Raw genomic sequence first — 20027 nt, forward strand, 5'->3', positions numbered from 1 at the left:
CATGAGTGAACGCAGTCCAAGCCTGACCCTCACCGACGTTGCGAATCTGGCGGGGGTAGGCGTCAGTGCGGCCAGCAACTGGCGCAAGAGGCACGCCGACTTCCCCTCACCCACCATGACGGGTGGGCAGGAGCTGTTTGCACCAGACGAGATCGCACGTTGGCTAAGTCAGCGCAAGATTGCCCGCAACGGACTGCGAGCTGGCGAGGCGCCGGGCGCAACATATGGGGACCGATTCATCCGCAATGGCGGTGCATCCCTAGCGAGCGTTCAGGCGGAAATGCCGCGCGTCCCCGAAGAAGAGCGTTCTGGCTGGACGAGCCAACTGTGGCGAATTGTAGATCTACTTCGGAGCAACCTCGATCACGTCGCTGCTCTCGACTTCATCATGGCCATGTTGTACCTCCGAACGACCGATACCGGCCTCTGGCGTGCCGTCACAGAACAGCACTCTTGGGATGTGATAGGGCAGATGCTGCGGAATACGCGGTTCCGGCATTATGACACTCCATTGTTCCCCGCAATGGCCTTGGATCTCTACGGCCAGTCGCAGCTAACAGAGGCGATCGAACTTTTCGATGATATTAATCTCGAAAAAGTTGGATCAGCCGTAATGTTCGACGCGCTGCTAGAGAACATCAACCGCGACCTCGGCCGGCATGGTGGACACTTCACGCCCTCATCAGTGGTGAAATGCATGATCGAGATTCTCAACCCGCAAAACGCATACGCGCTATACGATCCGTCATGCGGGTCTGGCGAGTTGCTGGTGGCAGCGGCACAACGTGGTGTGAAATCGCTCTTCGGTCAAGCGATAAACGGACGCTCGTTTCGGATGTCGCTACTCAACCTGTCGATGCACGGCAGTGAGGCCCAACTACGTGTTGGCGGTCCCGAGATTATGCGGACCGAATTCGCCGCCGAGCAGTTCGATGTCGTTGTTTCGAATCCCCCCTTCAATAATACGCTTCCGGATGACATCCAACAGGACGGCTGGCCCTTTAGGGCGCCAAGCAAAAGTGCTGCCAACTTTGCGTGGCTACAGCTTGCAGTGCACCACCTAAAACCGGGTGGACGCGCCGCGATTCTGATGCCAAACGGGACGCTCTTCGCCGGTGGACTGAGTGCCGAAATTCGACGCAGCATGATTGAGGCAGGAACGGTCGAAGCTATCATTTCGTTCCCCGCCGGACTTTTCGCGGCCACTGGCATCTCGGTTTCGCTCTGGCTCCTCCGTCGACCGAAATCTGGCGACAGCGCACCGCCAGAGATTCTGTTCGTCGACGCCACGAGCATGGGAGCGACAGGCGAGCGCGCTCAACGACTTCTCCGCGATAACGAGGTTGCGGAGATCGTTCAAGTGTATCGCGACTGGCGTACCGGCTCCCAGCCGAGCAACTTCGAAAATTCATTCACGTTTGCTCGGTCAGTCGGACTCGACGAGATTCGGCAGAATGACTACGACCTCCAACCGCGACGGTATGTACACGAAGAAACCGCAGTCCGTGCCTCGATAGCAAAATTAAGATCGACCAACCTGATATCTCTGCAGCGAGAGTTGGACAAACTGTCCGAGCGAGCAAGGCACGCTCGCCACGAAGTGGGTGCCAGGCTCGCGGCACTACACCACTCAAGTGCTGCGGGGTGGCATAACGTTTCTCTCGGAGATATCTGCGACATTCACTCAGGTCCAGGGACAGTCGACCGCAAGCGCGGGTTGACTACACAGGGCTGGACGCCGCTCGTGCTACCACGCAACATCAAACGCGGCTACCTCAGCCATAATGAACTGGACACAATCGGGCCCGACGTCGCCGCAAAACTGGGCAACTACGTGCTTCGGGCTGGCGATATCGTTTGCGTCCGGTCCGGAACGCTCGGACGCCACGGACTTGTGAGAAAAGCTGAACACGGATGGATCCTAGGACCCAGTTGCATGCGACTGCGACCCTTTAGCCACGAGGTGCATTCCAACTATCTTGTGCATTATCTCAACAGCCCAGACGCACGTAATTGGATCGCAGCGAAGTCAGGGCACTCCACTGTAATCCCGCACATTAGCGCCGCTACAATGCGAGAGCTGGTCATACCACTGCCGGCGCTAAAGGTGCAGCAGGAGATCGTTGACCTGATGGACTTGATCGATGTCAACCTGGAGCAGCATGAGCTGGCCGTATCGGCCATTCAATCATTTCGCGACCTAATCTTCCCGTCGCTGATGCAGCCTTAGGTTATGCAGAATTCCTACGCATTGAGTACGGCATCGTAATTGAAACCGACTCTTATTGCTTAGGTGGACTCGTCGCAACCATTTACAAGTCACGCCCACGATCTGTGGATAGAGTACCTACCCGGCTGACACGAATCGGACCGGATCGGCTAGGACCGCGGCGGCTCCTGAGAGGTCGGCGATTCGTGCGGCGAGCGTCGCGGTCGCCAGCCGAGGTGGCAGCGCCTCGCTGAACTTCAAGCCCCGTAGGGCCTTATCGTTGGGCTCCGGTAGGCACAGCCGGGTGGAGGCGTCAGCGGTCAGTTCGCGCCATTTAGACGGCGTCAGGTCTTCGCGGAGCCGGATCCGGTAGTCGTCGAAGCGGTGCATGGGGTCGGTGACCTCGCTGAGGGTGGCCGCGAGGGTTGCGTTGGCCCGGAAGCCGGCCCAGGTCCACCACCGTAGGTCGCCCTTCTCATCGCGGACGATGGTGTTGCCGCCCGGGTGGATCAGGCTGCTCAGTTCGTCGCGTTCCTGGGCGAGCCGGTCGGTCGCGCGCCGGGTCAGTTTCACCGGTGGGTCGGCGCCGAGCAGGACTTCGCGCGTGGCGCGGGTCAGCTCGTAGCTCTGCCCGGCCCAGCCCTGGTTGAGCCAGCGGGCCCGTCCGCCGCCGTCGGCTGGTTCGACGAAGCACCGCCGGCGGCGCCAGTCGACGTATGTAACGCGCCAGCTGCGGCCGGTGAGCAGGAGCCGTCGTTCTCCGGGTACCTCCTCGGTCAGCAGGCTCGGGTCGACCCTGCCCAGCTCGGTGCGGCCGGTCAGCACCGTGAACTCTGGCGGGCCGGTGAAGACAGCGGTCAGGTCCATGAAATGGCGGCGCCCGAATCGTTTCTCCGCTTCGGGGCCGATGAACAGCATGCCGCCGTCGCGGTTGAGGTATCCGTGCTCGACCAGGTGCCGCACGATGACGTCGCCGCCGGCCCGGAAGGGGTCCAGGCCGTTCCACCACTGGGGCCAGGTCTGGTCGCCGATCCGGCCTTCCTGCAGGCACAGGGCGAGGATCTGCTGCGCGACGATGTGTCGGGGTTCCGGCGGTGCGGTGATCGGCTCGACCCAGTGCTGTCCCCAGAGGTGCAGCAGGGCGGCTGCGGACAGCAGCGATTCGCCGCGGGTGGTCAGGAAGAGGCAGTTGCGCATCGTGCCGGCGCGGCGGCCGGTGCGTCCGAGCCGCTGGAGGAAGGACGCGACCGTGGCGGGGCTCTCGATCTGGATGACCCGGTCGAGATCGCCGACGTCGATGCCGAGTTCGAGGGTGCTGGTCGACACGATGACGCAGTCGCGGGCCTCGGCGAACGCCTGCTCGGCGCGGCGCCGTTCGTCGGCCGACAGCGACGCGTGGGAGAGGAACGTCGTCACGCCCTTGCCCCGTAGCAGCGCGCCGAGTTCTTCAACGGTCTGTCGTGATTCGCAGAACACCAGCCGTTTCTCGCCGGCGTGCAGCGAGGCGATGACGGTTGCCGCGTTGGCGACGGAGCCGACGTAGTCCAGTTCGATCTCGCCCGGAGGCGGACCGGGGGCGGGGGTGTGTGTCGAGGTGAGGTCGGGTGCCACGACCGTCGCCCGTCGCTGGCCGGCTGATGGTCCTTGGAGCCAGTGCAGGAGCTGGTCTGGGTTGCCGACGGTGGCGGAGAGGCCGACCCGCTGCAGGGGCCGGCCGACGACGGTGGTGAGCCGCTCCAGTACGGCCAGCAGATGCCAGCCGCGGTCGTCGCCGGCGAAGGCATGTACCTCGTCCACGACGACCGCGCGCAGCCCGGCGAAGAACTGGCGGTGGTCGACGTTGACGCTGACCAGCATGGATTCGAGGGACTCGGGGGTGGTGAGCAGGATGTCCGGCCGCTGCCAGAGCACATTGCGGCGCTGGCTCGCGCCGACGTCGCCGTGCCAGAGCGCGACGCGCCGGCCGAGCCAGGATGCGTAGCGCTCCAGCCGGGGGTGGAGGTTGTTCAGCAGTGCTTTGAGCGGGCACAGGTACAGCACCGATGTACCGGACCAGTCCTCCGCGGCCATGCGGGACAGGATGGGGAACATCGCCGCTTCGGTCTTGCCGCCGGCGGTCGGGGCCAACAGAAGCGCGTCATGCCCGGCGAGGAGCGGCTCGGACGCCGCCCGTTGAAGCGGGCGGAGGTCGCGCCATCCGAGGGTGTTGACGATGTGGTGGACCACGATCGGGTCGAGGCCGGCGTCGGTGCTCACATCGGCAGGTCGATCTCGTCGGCCGAGGCGGCGTTGCGTTCGACGTCGGTGAGCTCGTCGGAGCGCAGCGTCGGCCCGTAGTGCAGCCTGGGGTCGAAGTCGGAGAACTGGTCGACCCGGTCGAAGACGTCGGCGATGAGCTTCTTGAGGTAGATCCGCGGTGCCACACCGACCTGCCCGCCGAGCCGGCCGGTGACGGCACGGGCCAGTTCACCGATGTACGCGTCGTCGACCCGCGCTGAGACCTCGCTGCTGCCGTACAGGTCGCGGACCCTGATGCCCAGTTCGGTCAGCGTGTCGATGGTGAACCCGGGCAGTCGGACCTGGACGGCGCGGGGGTTGTCCCAGCGTGCGTCCGGCCCGAAGTCCGTCGCCAGTCGCTGCGCGAGCGGCGCGAGGCGCTGCACGCCCTGTGGCCCGTCGAAGAAGGCGGGCGTGCCGGTGATGACAAGGTACAGGCCGGGGAAGCGTCCGGCGTATACCTCATCGACGAGTTGGCGCAGGGCGTTGAGTGCCTTGTCCCGGGCGTCGGAACGGACCCGCTGCAGGGTTTCCACCTCGTCGAGGACCAGCAGGAGCCCGGGGTGGCCGCTGTCGCGCAGGACCGTGAGCAGCCCTTGGAGGAAGTTGAGCGCCTGGAAGTGGTCGAGGTCGCCCTTGACCCCGGCGACCCGCCGGACCGCGGCGGCAACGTGCGGCTGCCCACCGATCCAGGCAGCGAGGCCCTCGGCGGTCGCGTGGTCGCCAGCCGCGGCCGTGGTCCGGTAGGCGCGCAGCGCGGCGGCGAAACCGGGTGCGCTGCGGGAGATCTCTGCCAGGCGGCGTTCCATCAGGTCGCCGACGGCCCGGTCGAGGGCCTCGGCGTCGTCTTCGGTGACCTGGCCGGCACCGAGGACGTCCTCTTCAAGGGTGAAGATCCAGCCGTCGAGGATCGGCCGGATCGCGCTGGGCACGAACTGTTCAGTGCCGAGCCGCTCGACGAGCCGCCGGTACACGGTCTCCATACGGTGCAGCGGCGTCTCGGTTTCCGACACCTGGACCCCGGCGGCGGCAAGGCCGCGGCGCTTGGCCCGTTCGGCGAGCCAGCGGGTGAAGAACGTCTTGCCCGCGCCGTACTCGCCCCGGACGGCTTTGAAGACGCTGCCACCGCCGGTGACCCGGTCGAGGTCGTCGTCGGTCGCGGCAGTGAACCGGTCCAGTCCGACCGCGAGAACGTCCAGGCCGTTCATCGGTACGGCACCGCGACGGAGCGCGTCGATGACGTCACGCCGCCGCCGGGCCGAGATGTCCGGCGTCACGACGACTCCAGGTGGAACTGCTCGATCAGCAGCGCCCGGTTCAGCACGACGGTCCGGCCGTCGGCGTCGATCTCCAGGACCGGGTACCCCTCCACCTGCAGGAGCTTCTGCAGCGCGGTGATCGTGGGTCCGGTCCGGTGCTCGGGGATGCCGGCAAGGGCCGCGAGGGTGTCGCGCGCGACCCGGTCGTTGTTCGCGAGCAGTGCTGTGAGCATCGCCCGGACCCGGTCGTCGGGCAGCGGCGCCCGGGTGCCCCGGCGCTGCGCGTACACCTCACTGGCCAGCAGCGCCTCGACGAGCGCCGGAGACTGAGGGGCCAGTGCCGCAGGTGCGGCAGGTGGCTGGGCCGGCAGCTCGACCACCTCGAACAGCGCGCCTTCGAACTGCGGCGCCGGCGACGTACGGCGTGAGCCGTTGCGTTTGGCCGGGCGTGAGGGCTGGGCGGCGGCACCGGACTGTTGCAGCGACTCGCGCCACCATTCGGGACTGGCGACTGGGGCGCCGGACCAGCCGGGCACTGCCTGGTCGTTGCCGGCGCTGAACACCAGCAACGGGATCACCGCCTCGGCGGGTGACGCGCCACCGTGGTAGCCAGCTTTCCGGGGGCCGTACCGAAGCTCCTCCCGCCAGGGCAGGATGACGGTGCCGCCGGCTTTCGCGACCCGGCTGCCCTTGAACAGTCGCTCGCCGTCACCGGCCGGCGTCGTGGCGGGCCGCCACCGGTTTTCGCTGCTCGGACTGGGCATTGACACTGCTTCAGGGCCCCGGTCGACGACGTGGCCGTGGTCGGAGACAACCACGACCACGCGGTCCTGGGCCAGTGCGAGCAGGTCCCGGACGGCGCGGATGGTCTCCTGCCCCCAGATGATCGTCCCCGGGTCGCTGCGGTCAAGGGCGTCGTCGATGGTGTTGACGACAGCGGCGACCAGCTGCCGCTCCGGCGACTGCAGCGCGGCGATGACGTCCGGTGCGAACGCGGCCCCCGCACCGGCGCGGAGGTTGCCTTTATGGAGCAGGACACCGGACGGGTACCGCACCTCGAACGCCTTGCGCTCCTCCGCCTGCTGCCCCACCGCGATCCGGCCGCTGAGCAGGCTGCACCGGCTGACCTCGGTCACGGTCGGCAGTGCGGCGAGCACACCGGTCCGGGCACCACCGCCCGGCGTCAGTTCAAGCCACGAACCGGATCTCGTGATTGACTCGGCGAGTTCGGTCGCTGCCGCGACGCTCATGCCGTCCATCACCAGGAGCAGCACCCGCTGGCCGTGGTCCAGGATCGGCTGCACCACACGGTCAAGCACGTCCTCGACGCGCAGCATGGCGCCCGGGGGCGACTCGGCCGACGTCGCGTGGGCGAGGTGGCCGGCGAACTGGTCGTCGTGCCGGGACCGGCGGACCTGGACGGCCTGATGGAGCAGTTGGTACGCCTCGGCGAGCTGCGGGTCGACGTCTCCGGCGAAGATGTCAAGTCGGGCCCGGTCAACCCAGCCGTCCTCGCGGACCTGCCGGTGCAACGCATCGGCCAGGGTCGCCGGAGCGCCGGGGTCCGGTTCGGCGAGCCACCGCAGGAGTCGTACGGCCATCCGCGCCGTCTCCAGGACCGCGGGATCCGCGGCACGGTGCTCCTCAGACCTAGCCAGCAACTGCTGCGCCTTCACGACCGCGGCCGGGTCTGCCTGTCCGCCGGCCGGTACGGCAAGCCGCAGGGCGTCGGCAAAGGTACGCATCCGCTGCGTGAAGCCGGTCGGCAGGACGGCGCTCTCCGCGAGCAGCGGCATGGCATCGATCTCGGCGGCGATGGCCTCCGCCCGGCGCAGCATCGGCCTCGCGTCCTCATCGAGGTGCCCGGCATCGACCGCGCGGTCCAGCCACGCCTCGGCCGCCGCCCGGAACGCCGCGGCGGAGGCATCGCTCAGCCGATCGCCGCCGAACCAGGGCTCCAATCTCGTCCGGGCCACCGCGATCTGGACCGGAACCTCGGCGCTGAACGCGGGCGCCCATAGCGCGCCGGTCAGCAGGCCCAGGGGGATCGCGTCAACGCCGTGACCGGCACGGACCGCGGCCATGACGGGCGCGGCGGACAGCCCGGCGATCTCGACGAGGAAATTCGTGAGCCCGTCGGCTACCGCCGCGGGGAGATGCGCGACCCGCTGCACCGCCAGGGCGTCCGTGCTCCACTGCAGCAGGCCGGCGCTGTCGATCTGTTTCGGGTCCAGGCCGAGCAGCTCACCGGCCAGGGACCGCAGTGCGTGTTCCCGGGTGAGGACGGTGCCGGACGGTGCCGGCCAACCCTGTGCTGGCCGGTGGTCGGTGAGCGCCTCGGCGGCCCAGCGGCCGTCGCGGACCAGCCGCGCGTCGAGGTTGACGCCGCCGAACATCTGGCGGACTAGGTCCCACGGATCGACGCTGCGCACGGTCTGCAGGCTCAAATGAGCGAGCACGCCGTCGCCTAGTTCGTCGGGAGTCAGCTCGGTGAGCAGCACCAGCCGCTCATCCTCGGCACGGTCCCGCAGTGCCGCGCGGGCGGCCAGCGGGGTCGGACACGCGACGACTCGGACCGCCGTGCCGTCGATCGACAACACTGGGTCCGCGGTCCACAGCGGGGTGGCACGCAGCGCGATGGCGGGGACGCCGTCCGGCTCGGCGAGCCAGGCTTCGACCTTGCGCCGGATCGCCGCCGGCTGTACCGGCGTCACAGCACCTCCCAAGTAATTCGCACCCGGCTGCCACCCTCGACCACCACACGGATCTCCCGTTCGACCTCAGCCAGCTCACCGAGGCTGGCTACAATCCGTGGCGCGACGACCTTCTCGCCCTTCTTGCTCTTGTCGTCATCGTCTTCGTCTTCGCTGTTCTTGTCCTCGATCTTGCCCTTAACGCCAGCGAGCAGCGCGGCTGCTCGGCCCGCCGCTGCCTGCAGGGCAGGAACAAGGTCTTTCGCGAGTTGCTCATGGTTCGCGGCGGTGCGCAAGTCGTCGACGATCTTCTCTGCTTCTGAATTCGTCGCGGCCATCGAACAGATCGCGTCAAGCAGCTGCCACTGCGTGGACCGCAACTCAGCAAGCACCGACCTCGCCTGCTTGAACGCCGCCGATGCGGTTTTGTCGTCGATGTCACCGACATCCGCGCGGGCAACCGACTCAACCAACGCCACGTCGTCCTGCTCGGCGGCCACTCCGGCCAAGAGCCGCGCAACCCGCCGCGCGGTGGCCAGCCGGCCTGCCGTCGCATGCTCGTTCAGGCCGAGCGTGGCTGCGCGGGTGTGCAGTTCGGCCACCAGATCCGCAGCCGTCTTCGTGTGCTGCTGCGCGGCCCGGCGCAGCGTATCGGCCAAATCACCGAGGTTCGCGGGGCTGCGCCACTTCGGCAGCGGCTCGCCGAACAACGCACCACCACGTTCGACCGCCCTGGTCCAGTCATCCTCGTCGGGCATCGGCGGGTGCCGCAGCTCGTACTGGTCGATATTGACCTGCACGCTGTCGACCGTCACCTTGACGTTGCCCTGGTACCAGGCGAGCTGCTGGTCGAGCGCGAACACGGCGATGATGAGGTTCTGCAGCTCCCGGTCGAAGCCCCGGGCGTCCGGCTTGTCGAGCAGGTCACGCAGGACGTGCACCGGAAAGTGTTCCTTGTAGCCCTGCTGGGCGGCACCCTGCAGCAAGTGCTGACTCCACCAGCAGGTGCTCGTGGTCAGCACGTACCGGTGGTCGATCAGCTCACCGAGCCGAAGCTGGTTGCAGACTCGCTGGATCGTCTTGCGGTCCAGCTGCTCGACCACGGCGCCCTTGGTCGGGTCAGCGGATGCCAACTTCGCGTACTTAAGGACCTTGCCCAGCTCGCTGCGCGTGACTGGTTTCTCGTCGTCCGGCAGTGCGGGCCGGCCCGGGTAGGCCCAGGCGAGCAGCTCACCGGTCAGGTTTTCGAACGCGGCCTTGAGCGTGCCACCCCGCGGGTCGCCGATGTGCAGCCCGTCTGCGAGGGTGTGCAGCACACCGATGCTGTCGTCCTCCACGTCGGACGGTTGGGCCTTCGCGACGCCGTACGCCTGCTTCAAGGTGTTCAGCAGGGTTGCACGGAGCTGCTGCTGGCGCTGCTGGAGGTAGATCTTGCCCTGCTGCCGGTCGGCGAGCGACCAGTCCGCGGCGAGGTGCTGCAACCGATCACCGCTGCCGGTGTTGCCGAGCAGGTAGTTGACCTTCGCCAGCTGCCGTACCCGGCCCATGACCTCGTCGGTGAGGAAGCGCGGCATCCAGAACACAGTCCGCGACCCACGCGGCAACGTTTCGATCCGGGCGAAGTCCTCGTTGCGCCGATGCCCCGGGTCGAACGGATAGTCGATCACCAAACGCCACGTCTCACCGGACGCGGTCAGCGCCGACTCCGGCATCGTGTCCTTATCGCGGACGTTGCCGAACCGCACCTGGACGTAGTGCCGCCGCCCGCGCCAATCGCGGGGATGCTGCAACTCGCCGAGCGTCCCGTCGGCGCTGGCCAGGCCGAACTCCTCGCCGATCAGCTCTCGGACCATCTGCTGCAGCACGCCAAAGGCGGTCTCGTTTTCCCGGACCAGGTCGAGCAGCTTGTCGTAGTCGACCGACGACAGCTTGATCGACACAACCGGGTCCGGGCCCTCGGTGAGGTGCAGCTCGCCCGCGTCGTTGTTGAGGCGCCGCAGCCGGTCCAGGACGATTTGATTCTCGTACCCGGGGATCGGCGAGGCGATCGACCCGAAGTTCAGCGCGTGCAGCTTCGCTGCGGTGAGGTTGTGCAGCGCAGGCACCTCCTGCACCAGCGCACCCAGCATGAGCGTCTTGATCAGCCGATCGTCGAGCAGGAACAGCTCATGGGTGGCGGTCTGCTCCTCTTCGATGCCGTGCGCGGCACGCAGCAGCGGGCGCAGTTTGTGCAGATACGTATCGCGGGCCGACTGGAACAACTGCTTGAGCTGCGGCCGGTCGGGCAGCTCGCCGTGCAGGACGAGCGGGTCGAACAGCGCCGACACCCCGATGAGATCATTGACCTGCAACGTGTCCCGGCGGGCGACCAGCAACTCGGTCATCACCTTGAGCGCCGTCCGCTGCCGCTGCAACGCCTGCGACAACGCCACCAGCGTGGCTACCAGCGCCGGCGAGAACGGGTACAGGCTGCGGAACGCGACGGCGTCCGAGCCGATTCCGGCGTCGCCGTACTGCGCGCCGAGCAGCAGCGTGTCCCACACGTCCCGGTTCCCGCGGACCGCGTCGAACGCCTGGTCGATGGCGCGCCGTGCGGCCTCGTCCTTCGGCTTCAGCAGCCGCTTCTCGGTGATCTCCGGCAGGTTGGTATCGGCGAGCACGATGTCGCTGCCGAGCCGGCCCTGCACGCTGCGCATGACGTGCGCGAGGGCCTCCCGCTCGGTGCCGCCGACCTGCGGGCCAAGGAACTCCTCCAGGTTGCGCTGCCGGGCCACGAACGACGCGATCGGCAACGGCCGGGCCGCATCGGAGGACTCCACGAGCTTGTTGAGCTTGGCGCCCTCGGTCTGCACGAACGTGTGATCCGCGATCTTCGTCGACAGCCAAAGGATCATCTCGTCGAGGAAGAAGACCATCCCGTCGTACCCGAGACCCTTGGCATGCCGTGTGATCACCGCCAGCCCGGTGTCGAGATCCAGGTAACGGCCGCTGCGCACTGCACCCGTGAAGAACGTCGCGGTCAACGCGCTGACCAGCTTGTCCCGCTCGGCGGTGCCCGGTGGCTGCGCGGCGGCGGCCTCGTACGTCTGCGCCGTCCAACCCTCCCGCTGAGCGACCTGCGCCGTCAGGCTGCCGCCGCCGGTGGCCGGGGTGAGTCCCGAACCACCCAGCCGGGCGAAGAACCGCTCGTCACCGAGATCCTCACGCAGCCGCGCCGCATCGACCAGCAGCGAGTCGGACAGGTGAACCGCCGGCGCCGGCGCCTCCGGGTGCAGTGCGGTGACCTGCCGCAGGTATCCCTCCAGCACCGCCTGCTCCACCGACTGCGCGTCGAGCATGTGGAACGTCAGGTTGAGGATCTTCTTACCGCGCAGCCATTTGTCGTCCGCTTTGGAAACCGGCTCGGCCAGCCCACGCACTGCCCGCGCCTCCGGGTTGTGCTGCAAGATCTCCCGCAGGACAGCCATGAAGTGCGACTTGCCGGAGCCGAACGAACCGTGCAAGAACTTCGCCTGCGACCGGCCCGACGTGATCGCGTGCCCGACCATCGACAACGCCTCGTCGAAGTTGCGCCGCAGATCGTCCGTCACGACGTACCGGCGAAGGTCCGCCCCTTCAGAAGCACGGACCACGAAGTCCGCGTCCCCGACGGACGTGGGAATGTCGATGAGGTCCCGCAGCAACGTCATGACAACTCCTCAAGGCCACGCAGCTTGGTGAGGGCCGCCCGGTCAGCCCCGAGCGCATTGAGCTCGGTGTCGATCAAACCGGAGAAGAACTCCGCCGGCGTGCCCGGGTAGCCGGGGCGGGGTTCGGTGTACCACTGATGCAGCCACGGCTCGAGTTCGGCAATACCGGCGAGGATGGGCAGCAGCCGATCCTCGGACCAACTGGCCTGAGTCTTGCGGTCGAGGTACAGCGCGGCGAGTGCTTGAGCCTGTTGCAGGTGGTCCCAACCCGCCCAACCGAGCAGTTCTCCAACATCGCCAGAAAGCGCGGTCCGGGGATACGAGATGAAGCGTTCCTTTGGGACGTCGAGCTTCCCACGGTTGGCCCAGTAGGAGAATTTGAGAAAGTCTGCGGTGGCATACTTCGGCGGTACCGGTATGTCCTTGATCGTCTCGCCGGCATCTTCGCGTCTCTGCAGCGCCCACGTGCGTTCCCACTGAATGCGTTTGCGTCGTCCGGCAGGCTTGTAGCGGTCGATAGGCAGGAACGGCACATGCTCGTCGGCGACGAGCTTACCGATGGTTTTGACTAGATCGTGGGCGTCCGAACCCACCCACAGGTCCAGTACGGACCGAAAGTCGTCGTCGTGACGAAGGCGGTCAGCGAGCTGTGCCACCGACTGCGGCTTCGGGGCGCCGGACCATAGGTCAGAGGCTTCTAGCCGGTCGAGCAGCCAGTCGCGCAATGCATCCGTTTGCATCGCGTCCCAGCCCCTGGTCGCCCAGCGGCGCTTGCACTCGGGACGCTCGATTAGGCCGATATTGCGATCAGACTCGATTACGGCAATTCGGCGTTCGACGAGTGCCCGGTACTCCGGCGACCAGTGCGCCGGAAGCTCAGTGATCGGCGTCGAGGCATGCCGCGCGAACCACACGGTCTCCGCCTGCTTAGCGGCCACCTTCCGAGCAAGGACGATCTCGAACGCTCGCTCCCCTAACGCCAGCGGGGGGGCATCGATCATAGACAAGTCCTCGTCGATTACGCCATAGAGGTTGTAAACTTGCCAGTCCAACTCCTCCTGTAGCGCGATCATCTGTGCCCGCAATGAGGACCAATCGGTCCGAGCGACGTCGAGTCGCTGCCGGGTCGGCGCACCCGCGGCAGCTATGGCAGCGGGACTTGCCGCCATTAGTCTTTGTGCCAAACCATCCAATTTCCGGCTCAACGTCAACGGATAGGCGACAGGGAGGGGGAACTCCAGCAGTTTCGTGCCGGTGAATTCGTAGAACCGTTCCCACTCATCATGCATAAATCCACCGGTGCCTGACTGGCTTCCCTTGTCATGACAAACCTGCTTTAGCCAGAAGCAGGCGGTTGAACTGTTCAGTACACCGAGCAGTTCCAGGTGAGCATCCTCACCTAGCCCCTCCGGCAACTTGATTACCGGAGCGGATCGATTAAATACCTTCCCCCCTCGATCCAGTACAAACTGATTATGCGTCGCTACAAAGGCAAAGCTAATCGACAGTGGTGTCCGAAGTTTGCCCGGCGTCAATCGACCGTATTCACTCCATCGCAATCCGGAATCAACTTTAGTTTGCTGGCCGAACATCCGACTGTTCGCGACGGAAGTCCGAGCCCGCCACATGAATCGGAGCACGCAATTCTGCAGCTCGACGTCGATGGGCGTAAAATTCTCGTCGTAAGGGAATACCGCATGGTCCGGAGTCGCTAGGTTCCAGTCGCGCAGCCCATCGCCGAGGGCCATGGGACGAATAAACTCTTTTGGCACCCGCGAGCGGGAAAAAGTGGCCGCCGGCTGTACATAGAGGTCATCTTCGAGCGTGAAGCAGGTAATGCCGATAGAGGTCGCTAGATCGGCAAGCTTTTGATGACCCGCTTGATCAACCGCGTTCTGTAGATTCCCGGCACCGCCGCCGGTGAGACTCCAAGGGTGCTTTGACAGTTGCTCACGGTGGAGCTCGACAACGCTGATCCATTCCGATTCACTGCCCGGATTGTCAATCTGGCGTTCGATGGCTGTCCAGACCAGCCCTTTCGCTGGATCGGCGGGTTGACTAGGCTCGCCGCGGACGCCCAGCACGGTGCGAATACGGCCGCTGTAACGCCGGCTGGCTAGACGGTTCCGGCCTACCAGGATTACCGTCGGAGTGCCGTGTCCGGGGATGAAGGCGCCAGACCCGTCGATGACCTCCGTCAGGTCGACCTTTCCGGCAAAAAGGTCGTTGATTAGGTTTTTACCGAACTCGCGCTTCATGAACGAATTCGAGGTGATCTGCCCGACATAGCCGGCACCGTCCCCGTGGTTGTCGCCACGCTTGGCTAGTTCAAAGAAGCGTTGTGCGAACGGGACGGTTAACGCGTACTTGCCGGAGCATGTCGAGTACATGCTGCGATAACGCTCGTTAAGCGCCTTATCCTTGACCGTGATGTAGGGCGGGTTACCTACCACCACCGTATACTGCCCAGGAACCAGATACTCAGCCAGCAGGTCGGCGTCTTCGCTGAAGTACGCGAACGTGTCATTCTTTGCTTGACCAACCTGAAACTCACCCTGATGAGTTGACCAGTTGCCCCACATCAACAGCGAGTCGCCGGCCGCGACCCGGACCGGATACGCAGTGGCAAGGTTGCGCCGGCCGGTCGCCTGCAACGCGGCCACGACGAGCCTGAACCGGGCGATGGCGACGGCGAACGGGTTGAGGTCCACGCCGGTCACCTGCGCCAGCACCCGCTCCACCAGGGTCTCCACCGGTGTTGCCGGCTCGCGTTCCTGCCATTTGCGCAGCAGCCGCGCGAAGGCGCCGAGGAGGAAGTGGCCGGAGCCGCAGGTCGGGTCGATCACCTTCGTCTCGGCCAGACCGAACTCCTTGACTGCGGGCTCGAATGTGCGGTCGAGGATGAACTCCTCCACGAACAGCGGCGTCTGCAGCAGCGCGTACGTCGCCTTCGCGTGCGCTGACAGGTCCTGGTAGAGGTCGCCGAGAAACCGGGTGTCCAGCTCGTCGCTGCGAAGCGACACAAGACCCGGACCGCGGCGGAAGAACTCGGACAGGTTCTCCGCGGCCTGACCGGAGATGTCGAAGCGCCATACCGGGTTGTGCTCGTCGAAGATCTGGACGGTAGCGCGCAGTGCCCTCAGGTGCTTGAACGCCTCGCGCAACCAGTGCCGGTCGTTATGTGTCGGGTGCTGGATGAGGTACGCCTGCCGCTGCTCGACCGCTTGCCCAGCAGCGGCATGCGGCTCCGAGCCGCCGAGCCAGAGGCCGTCTACAAGCTTGTTGTCCTCGCAGAAGCGGACAAAGACGCAGCCGAGCACCCAGGCGACGGCGGCCTGGTCGAGGACGTCCTCCAGCCAGGTTTCGAAGGTGCCGCCGGTCCGCTTCGCGCCCTTCGCCTCGCTGTGCTCCTTGCTCAGCCGCGAGTGCAGGTCGCTGTCCGACGCCACCTGGCCGCGCAGGTCGTCCACCAGGAGTTTGACCTGGGCCTGCAGCGGCTTCAGTTCGATCATCGGTTCGTGGTCCTCTCGGCGGTGGGGGTGATCCAAGATTCCGGCAGCCAGAGGGACTGGCTGGCCGGTGAGGTCAGCGGCAGTTGCGCGGTGTCGAGCATGGCGGGTTCGAGTCGGCGGGCGGGCACCAGCAGCAGCCGGGCGGCCGGCCGAGGGCGGCTCAGGTCAGCCAGTTCCTGCAGCACCCGGAGCTGACCGTAGCGGGCGAGCGGTGCCGCCTCCGTGATCAGCAGCGGCTGGTCGGCGGTGAGGGCCTTCTCGATTTCCGGTACGACGTGGTGCTTGACCAGGTCGACCAGGGTGCGGAAATCGACGTCGGCGGGGTCGCCGGTGTCTGCCGCAACGACGGCCTCCCAGCCGAAGTTCAGCCGACGCAGTTCGTCGAGCAGTACAGCAGTGACGTCCAACTCGGTGAGGTGCAGCCGGGTCAGCAAGGCACGCCGAGCGGGAGTTAGCCGCTTCAACGGGGCCAGCAGGGCGAGGAAGCCGTGGCCTTTCAGGGCCGCTGCGAGTCTGGTGTCGACCTCGGCGTCGTCGCGGGGGCCGGTCAGCGGTGCCGCGAGGAACGTACCGGCTCGGGTGGCGCTGAAGGTGCCGCCAGCGCTGCGCGGTGCGTACACCTGTCGCACCGGATCCCAGGTCAACGGGACCCCGCAGGCATTGAGGGTGTCCTCGTCCAGCCGGCGTGGCAGCGGACGGGCCCGCGGGAACCTGGCACGGACCCGGTCCTGCAGCCGCTCGTGGCCCAGGGTCTGGCCCACGAGGCTCGGCGCGGCGAGCCTCAGGGCGCGCTCGGCCGGCATGTCCACCGGGTAGAGTTGCCCGACCGTGTTGACGTCCGCGGCACCGTTGCTGGCAGCGGCGGCGAGTTGCAGCAACCGGGCCTCGGGAATCGCCGCGGTACCGTCCGGCACCGGAATGGTGCGCAGTTCCTCCAGTGCACGCTGGCGCGTCGGCAGCGGGTCCAGTGCGGCGAGTTCGGCGGCGCGTCGACCCAGCCGTACCGCATAGGCCAGCAGCTCGGATGCGGTGGTGGTCGCGCTCGGGTCGTCCGGCTCGCGGCCGACGAGGACCGAGTCGCTGCCCCGGAAGCGCTGGATGGCGAGGCGGGCATCGCCGCCGCGGGTCAGTTCGGCCTCGACGGCGGCGCGAGCCAGCCCGATCGCCTGCGGCATACGTTTCGGCTCGGCGGTGTACGAGCCGCGGGCTGCCATCAGCGCGTCGGCGAGTTCCTCGGCGGACATGACGCCGCCGCGGGCGTCGAGCAAGGTCACGATTTCGTCGCGTACCTGCTCCAAGGCCCGGTTGTCGAGCCACAGCTTCGCATGTTTGCGGAGCAGAACGGAGATCTGCGGCTGGGACTGCCCGGTCGCCCGGGCCGCTTCGGCCTGGGCTGGCCAGCGCAGGAATGTACCGTCCTCGGTCGGCGCCTGCCCTAGCAGTACCTCCAGAATGTGCCGTTCTTTCGCGTTGCGGGTGGTGGCCTTCGGCAGCAAGGTGGCGCTGACGGCCTCGACGCCGTGGGCGATCGGCTTGTCGTCGGCGGGCGCGGCAACCGGCACCGTGACCTGTCCCTGCAGTGCGCGGACCTGCGCGAGGATCTCTTTGCGGGTCGCGTCCGGGACGCCCTGTGCACGGGTGAGCGCCGAGGGCTCGTAGGCGAGCAACTCCCCGATCGTGTGGACACCCAATCGCTCCAGCGCTGACCGGGCACGGGCGGTCAGGCCGGTCACGTCGAGCAGCGACTCTGGCGTGAGTGCCGTTGCGCTAGGGCCGATGGGCACCGGTCCCGGTATCGACTTCGGGATCTCCTTGAAGATGATCCGCCAGGCGTCCGACATGTCCTCGGCGGTGTCGAACCTGCGGGCGGCATCGCGGGCGAGCGCCTTGGCGAAGAAACCGGAGAGCCGATCGGCGACCGCCGGGTCAAACGATGCCGGGTCGAGGCTGACCTCGTCGGTGATCGCGGCGGGGTTGGCGTTGTCGCCCCAGCGTGGCAGTTGGCCGGTCGCCATCTCGTACAGCGTGACGGCGGCTGAGAACCGTTCCGCCGCTGCGTCGTACCGCATCCGGCGGGGCGGGCCGAGGAACGGATCGAGGTAGGGCGGGGTGCCGGCGCGGATCTGGTCGGCGGCGGCGTTGGCGAGGGAGAAGTCGAAGATGCACAGGTGCGGCTGCTTGTCCTTCGGCCGCGGCCGCGCAGCCAGGTTGGCCGGCTTGATGTCGCGGTGCCAGATGCCTTGGCCTTCGAGGAAGACGACGATGTCGAGCAAGTCCCGGCCGTACCGTTCCAGCAGGTCCAGTGCCAGGCGACGGTTGCCTTCGAGCTCCTGCGCCAAGGTACGGGCGCCGGCGCTCTCCATCAGCAGCGCGGTACGACCGCCGACGTTGACTGGTCCCTTCACCAGCGACACGACCTGCCAGTGCTTCAGCTTCTCCAGTGTCTCAGCCTCGGTCGCGAGGCGCTCGGCGTGCTGCTCGTCGCGGGCGACCTTGAGCACCAGTTCCCGCTGTCCTTCAGGGGTGCGCTCGGTGACCAGCAGCGCCAGCGCGGTCGCGCCGGTGCCGAGCCGCCGGACCACCGTCAAATCGCCGTCAAGGACGTCACCTTTGTGCGCCCCGAGTGGGTCGACGACGGGTTCAGGCTCGGGTGCGGTCATCGCCTCCCACACCCGCTCCAACCCCGCGCGGAATGCGGTGACATCTGGCAGCCGCTGGGCCGGGTCACCGCGGGTCGCGTCGTAGACGAGCTGCACCAGACTCTCGGGCATGCCGTCGGCGGCTGCGGACAGGTCGAGTCCACTGTCGTGGACCGCCGCGACGAGATCCTCGGCGGTGGCTGCCGGCTCGACGTCGGCGAAGATCCGGTACGCGATCGTGCCCAGCGAGAAGACGTCCAGTTGGCTGCCTGGGATGGCTGAGCTGATGGCTGCCTCGGGTGCCTGGTAGCGGCGTACCTCGTCGTCGAAGAACAGCTCAAGCCCGGCGCCGTCGGTGGACGAGCTGAGCCGGGTGAGCTGGGTTGCGCCGGCCAGCCTGCCGCCGGTCTGCCAGTCGGTCACAACGAGTGAACGGCTGGGGCCCTCCGGGTTGGAGACGAACACGGCCCGTGGGTGTAGCGCCCGGTGCGCCAGGCGGCGGGAGTGCGCGTAGTCGATGATCTCCGCAAGGTCCTGGACAAGCCGGAGCCGCTGGGCGAGCCGGAGCCGTCCGTTGTGTTCGGTCAGCCACTGGTCGAACCGGATGGAGCTCTTGTCGTGGTCGAAAACGACCGCCGGACCGAACGGGTGGTCCACGAGGTCGGTGGCCCGGGCGATGCCCGGGTGGTGGATGCCCTGCAAGAGACGGAACTCCCGCTCGGCACCCCGCCGGATGACCGGGATCTCGTCGTCGGCGGCCCTGCTGGTCAGGTAGAAGCGGACCCGGCGTACCAGTTGCGTGTCGAGCGCGTGCCCCGCGAGGAAGTCCTGCCAGCCGATGCCTTCGGCGAACGGCTTCGGGTGCAGCAGCAGCTGACCCACCTTGCGGTCGGCGACCGACGGGCGGATCTTCGCGCCCCTGACCAGCTCGACGATCTGCCGCCCCCGGTCGGGGTCGACAAGGTGGTCGGGGTTGCGAGGGCGGGCGAGCAGAAGGTCCTTGAGGCTGTCGAGGCCGGACGGATGCTGGTCGAGGCCGTACACGTGCTGCCGGCCGATCTCGTCAAGACTCGCCTGCAGCGCGACCGCGTGCAGGAAGACCGCCGCCCCGACGTATGGAGTCTGGTCAGCTTTGCCCTGCTGCCGCGCGTAGTGGCGGATCAGGCCGGCGAGGCGCTTGGCCTTGCGGTTCGCCAGGATGTACGGGTTGTCCTCCGGCATGAGCCGGCCATTCGGCATTCGGCGGACCCACTGCGTGCCGCTGCCGGACAGTTCGCCCTGCCAGTGCTTGAGTTCTAGGACGTACAGGCCGCTCGGGACCAGCACCAGCGCGTCGACCTCGTTGATCGATCCGTCAGTGCCGACGAACTCGACGTTCGCCCAGACGTGGTACGGGTCGGCGTCCGGTAGATAGGAACCGAGGATCCGCAGGCCGTCCTGCTCGTGCGTGTACGCGCTGGGGTTGATCTGCTCCCAACGCGGTGAATTCTCACGCACGGTCGGCCTCCTGCCTGGTTACAGTCACGACGGGCCCCCATTCTGCACCTGCAGATCAGCGTCTCGGTGTGCTCCCTCCCTTATCGGCCAGGGTTCGCCTCCATCGTGGCGATCACTCGACCTGGCACGTAAGAGCCGATTGTCTGGTTCTGGCAGGCAGACGTCGATCGCTCAATGCGATGACAGGGGGAGGTATCCGCTTTACGGCCCGGGTGCTTGCCCTCCTGGTAGGCCCAGGTCACAGCGACAACA

General features: G+C 66.8%; 7 protein-coding genes. 1 reads left to right on the forward strand and 6 read right to left on the reverse strand.

Going from position 1 to position 20027, the window contains the following annotated elements; translation table 11 throughout:
* The first annotated feature begins 1 nt into the window (after window position 1).
* Complete coding sequence (locus tag OP18_RS55985) at window positions 2-2230, forward strand: type I restriction-modification system subunit M/S (protein ID WP_081971482.1); 2229 nt, start codon at window positions 2-4, stop codon at window positions 2228-2230.
* Between the two features lie 117 nt (window positions 2231-2347).
* Here OP18_RS55985 and OP18_RS38930 read toward each other — a convergent pair whose 3' ends face one another.
* From OP18_RS38930 to pglW, 6 genes are read right to left on the reverse strand one after another with little or no spacing between them, the layout of a single operon-like run.
* Complete coding sequence (locus OP18_RS38930) at window positions 2348-4465, reverse strand: DEAD/DEAH box helicase (protein ID WP_033364198.1); 2118 nt, start codon at window positions 4463-4465, stop codon at window positions 2348-2350.
* The gene (brxD, locus tag OP18_RS38935; RefSeq protein WP_033364199.1) at window positions 4462-5763 is read right to left on the reverse strand and encodes a BREX system ATP-binding protein BrxD; all 1302 of its coding nucleotides are present in this window, start codon (window positions 5761-5763) and stop codon (window positions 4462-4464) included. The genes OP18_RS38930 and brxD overlap by 4 nt, the downstream gene beginning before the upstream one ends.
* Window positions 5760-8459: a BREX-2 system phosphatase PglZ gene (pglZ, locus tag OP18_RS38940; protein ID WP_245635676.1), complete on the reverse strand. Its 2700-nt coding sequence runs from the start codon at window positions 8457-8459 to the stop codon at window positions 5760-5762. Before pglZ ends, brxD begins: the two co-directional genes overlap by 4 nt.
* Entirely contained in the window at window positions 8456-12127 is a 3672-nt protein-coding gene (locus OP18_RS38945; RefSeq protein ID WP_052387983.1) for a BREX-2 system ATPase PglY family protein, read from the reverse strand. Before OP18_RS38945 ends, pglZ begins: the two co-directional genes overlap by 4 nt.
* Window positions 12124-15639: a BREX-2 system adenine-specific DNA-methyltransferase PglX gene (pglX, locus tag OP18_RS38950; protein WP_033364201.1), complete on the reverse strand. Its 3516-nt coding sequence runs from the start codon at window positions 15637-15639 to the stop codon at window positions 12124-12126. Before pglX ends, OP18_RS38945 begins: the two co-directional genes overlap by 4 nt.
* Window positions 15636-19775 (reverse strand): BREX system serine/threonine kinase PglW, encoded by a 4140-nt coding sequence (gene pglW / locus OP18_RS38955; RefSeq protein WP_033364202.1) that lies wholly within the window; start codon window positions 19773-19775, stop codon window positions 15636-15638. Before pglW ends, pglX begins: the two co-directional genes overlap by 4 nt.
* Window positions 19776-20027 lie beyond the last annotated feature (252 nt).

The sequence above is a fragment of the Dactylosporangium aurantiacum genome, from assembly GCF_000716715.1.
Taxonomy (GTDB): domain Bacteria; phylum Actinomycetota; class Actinomycetes; order Mycobacteriales; family Micromonosporaceae; genus Dactylosporangium; species Dactylosporangium aurantiacum.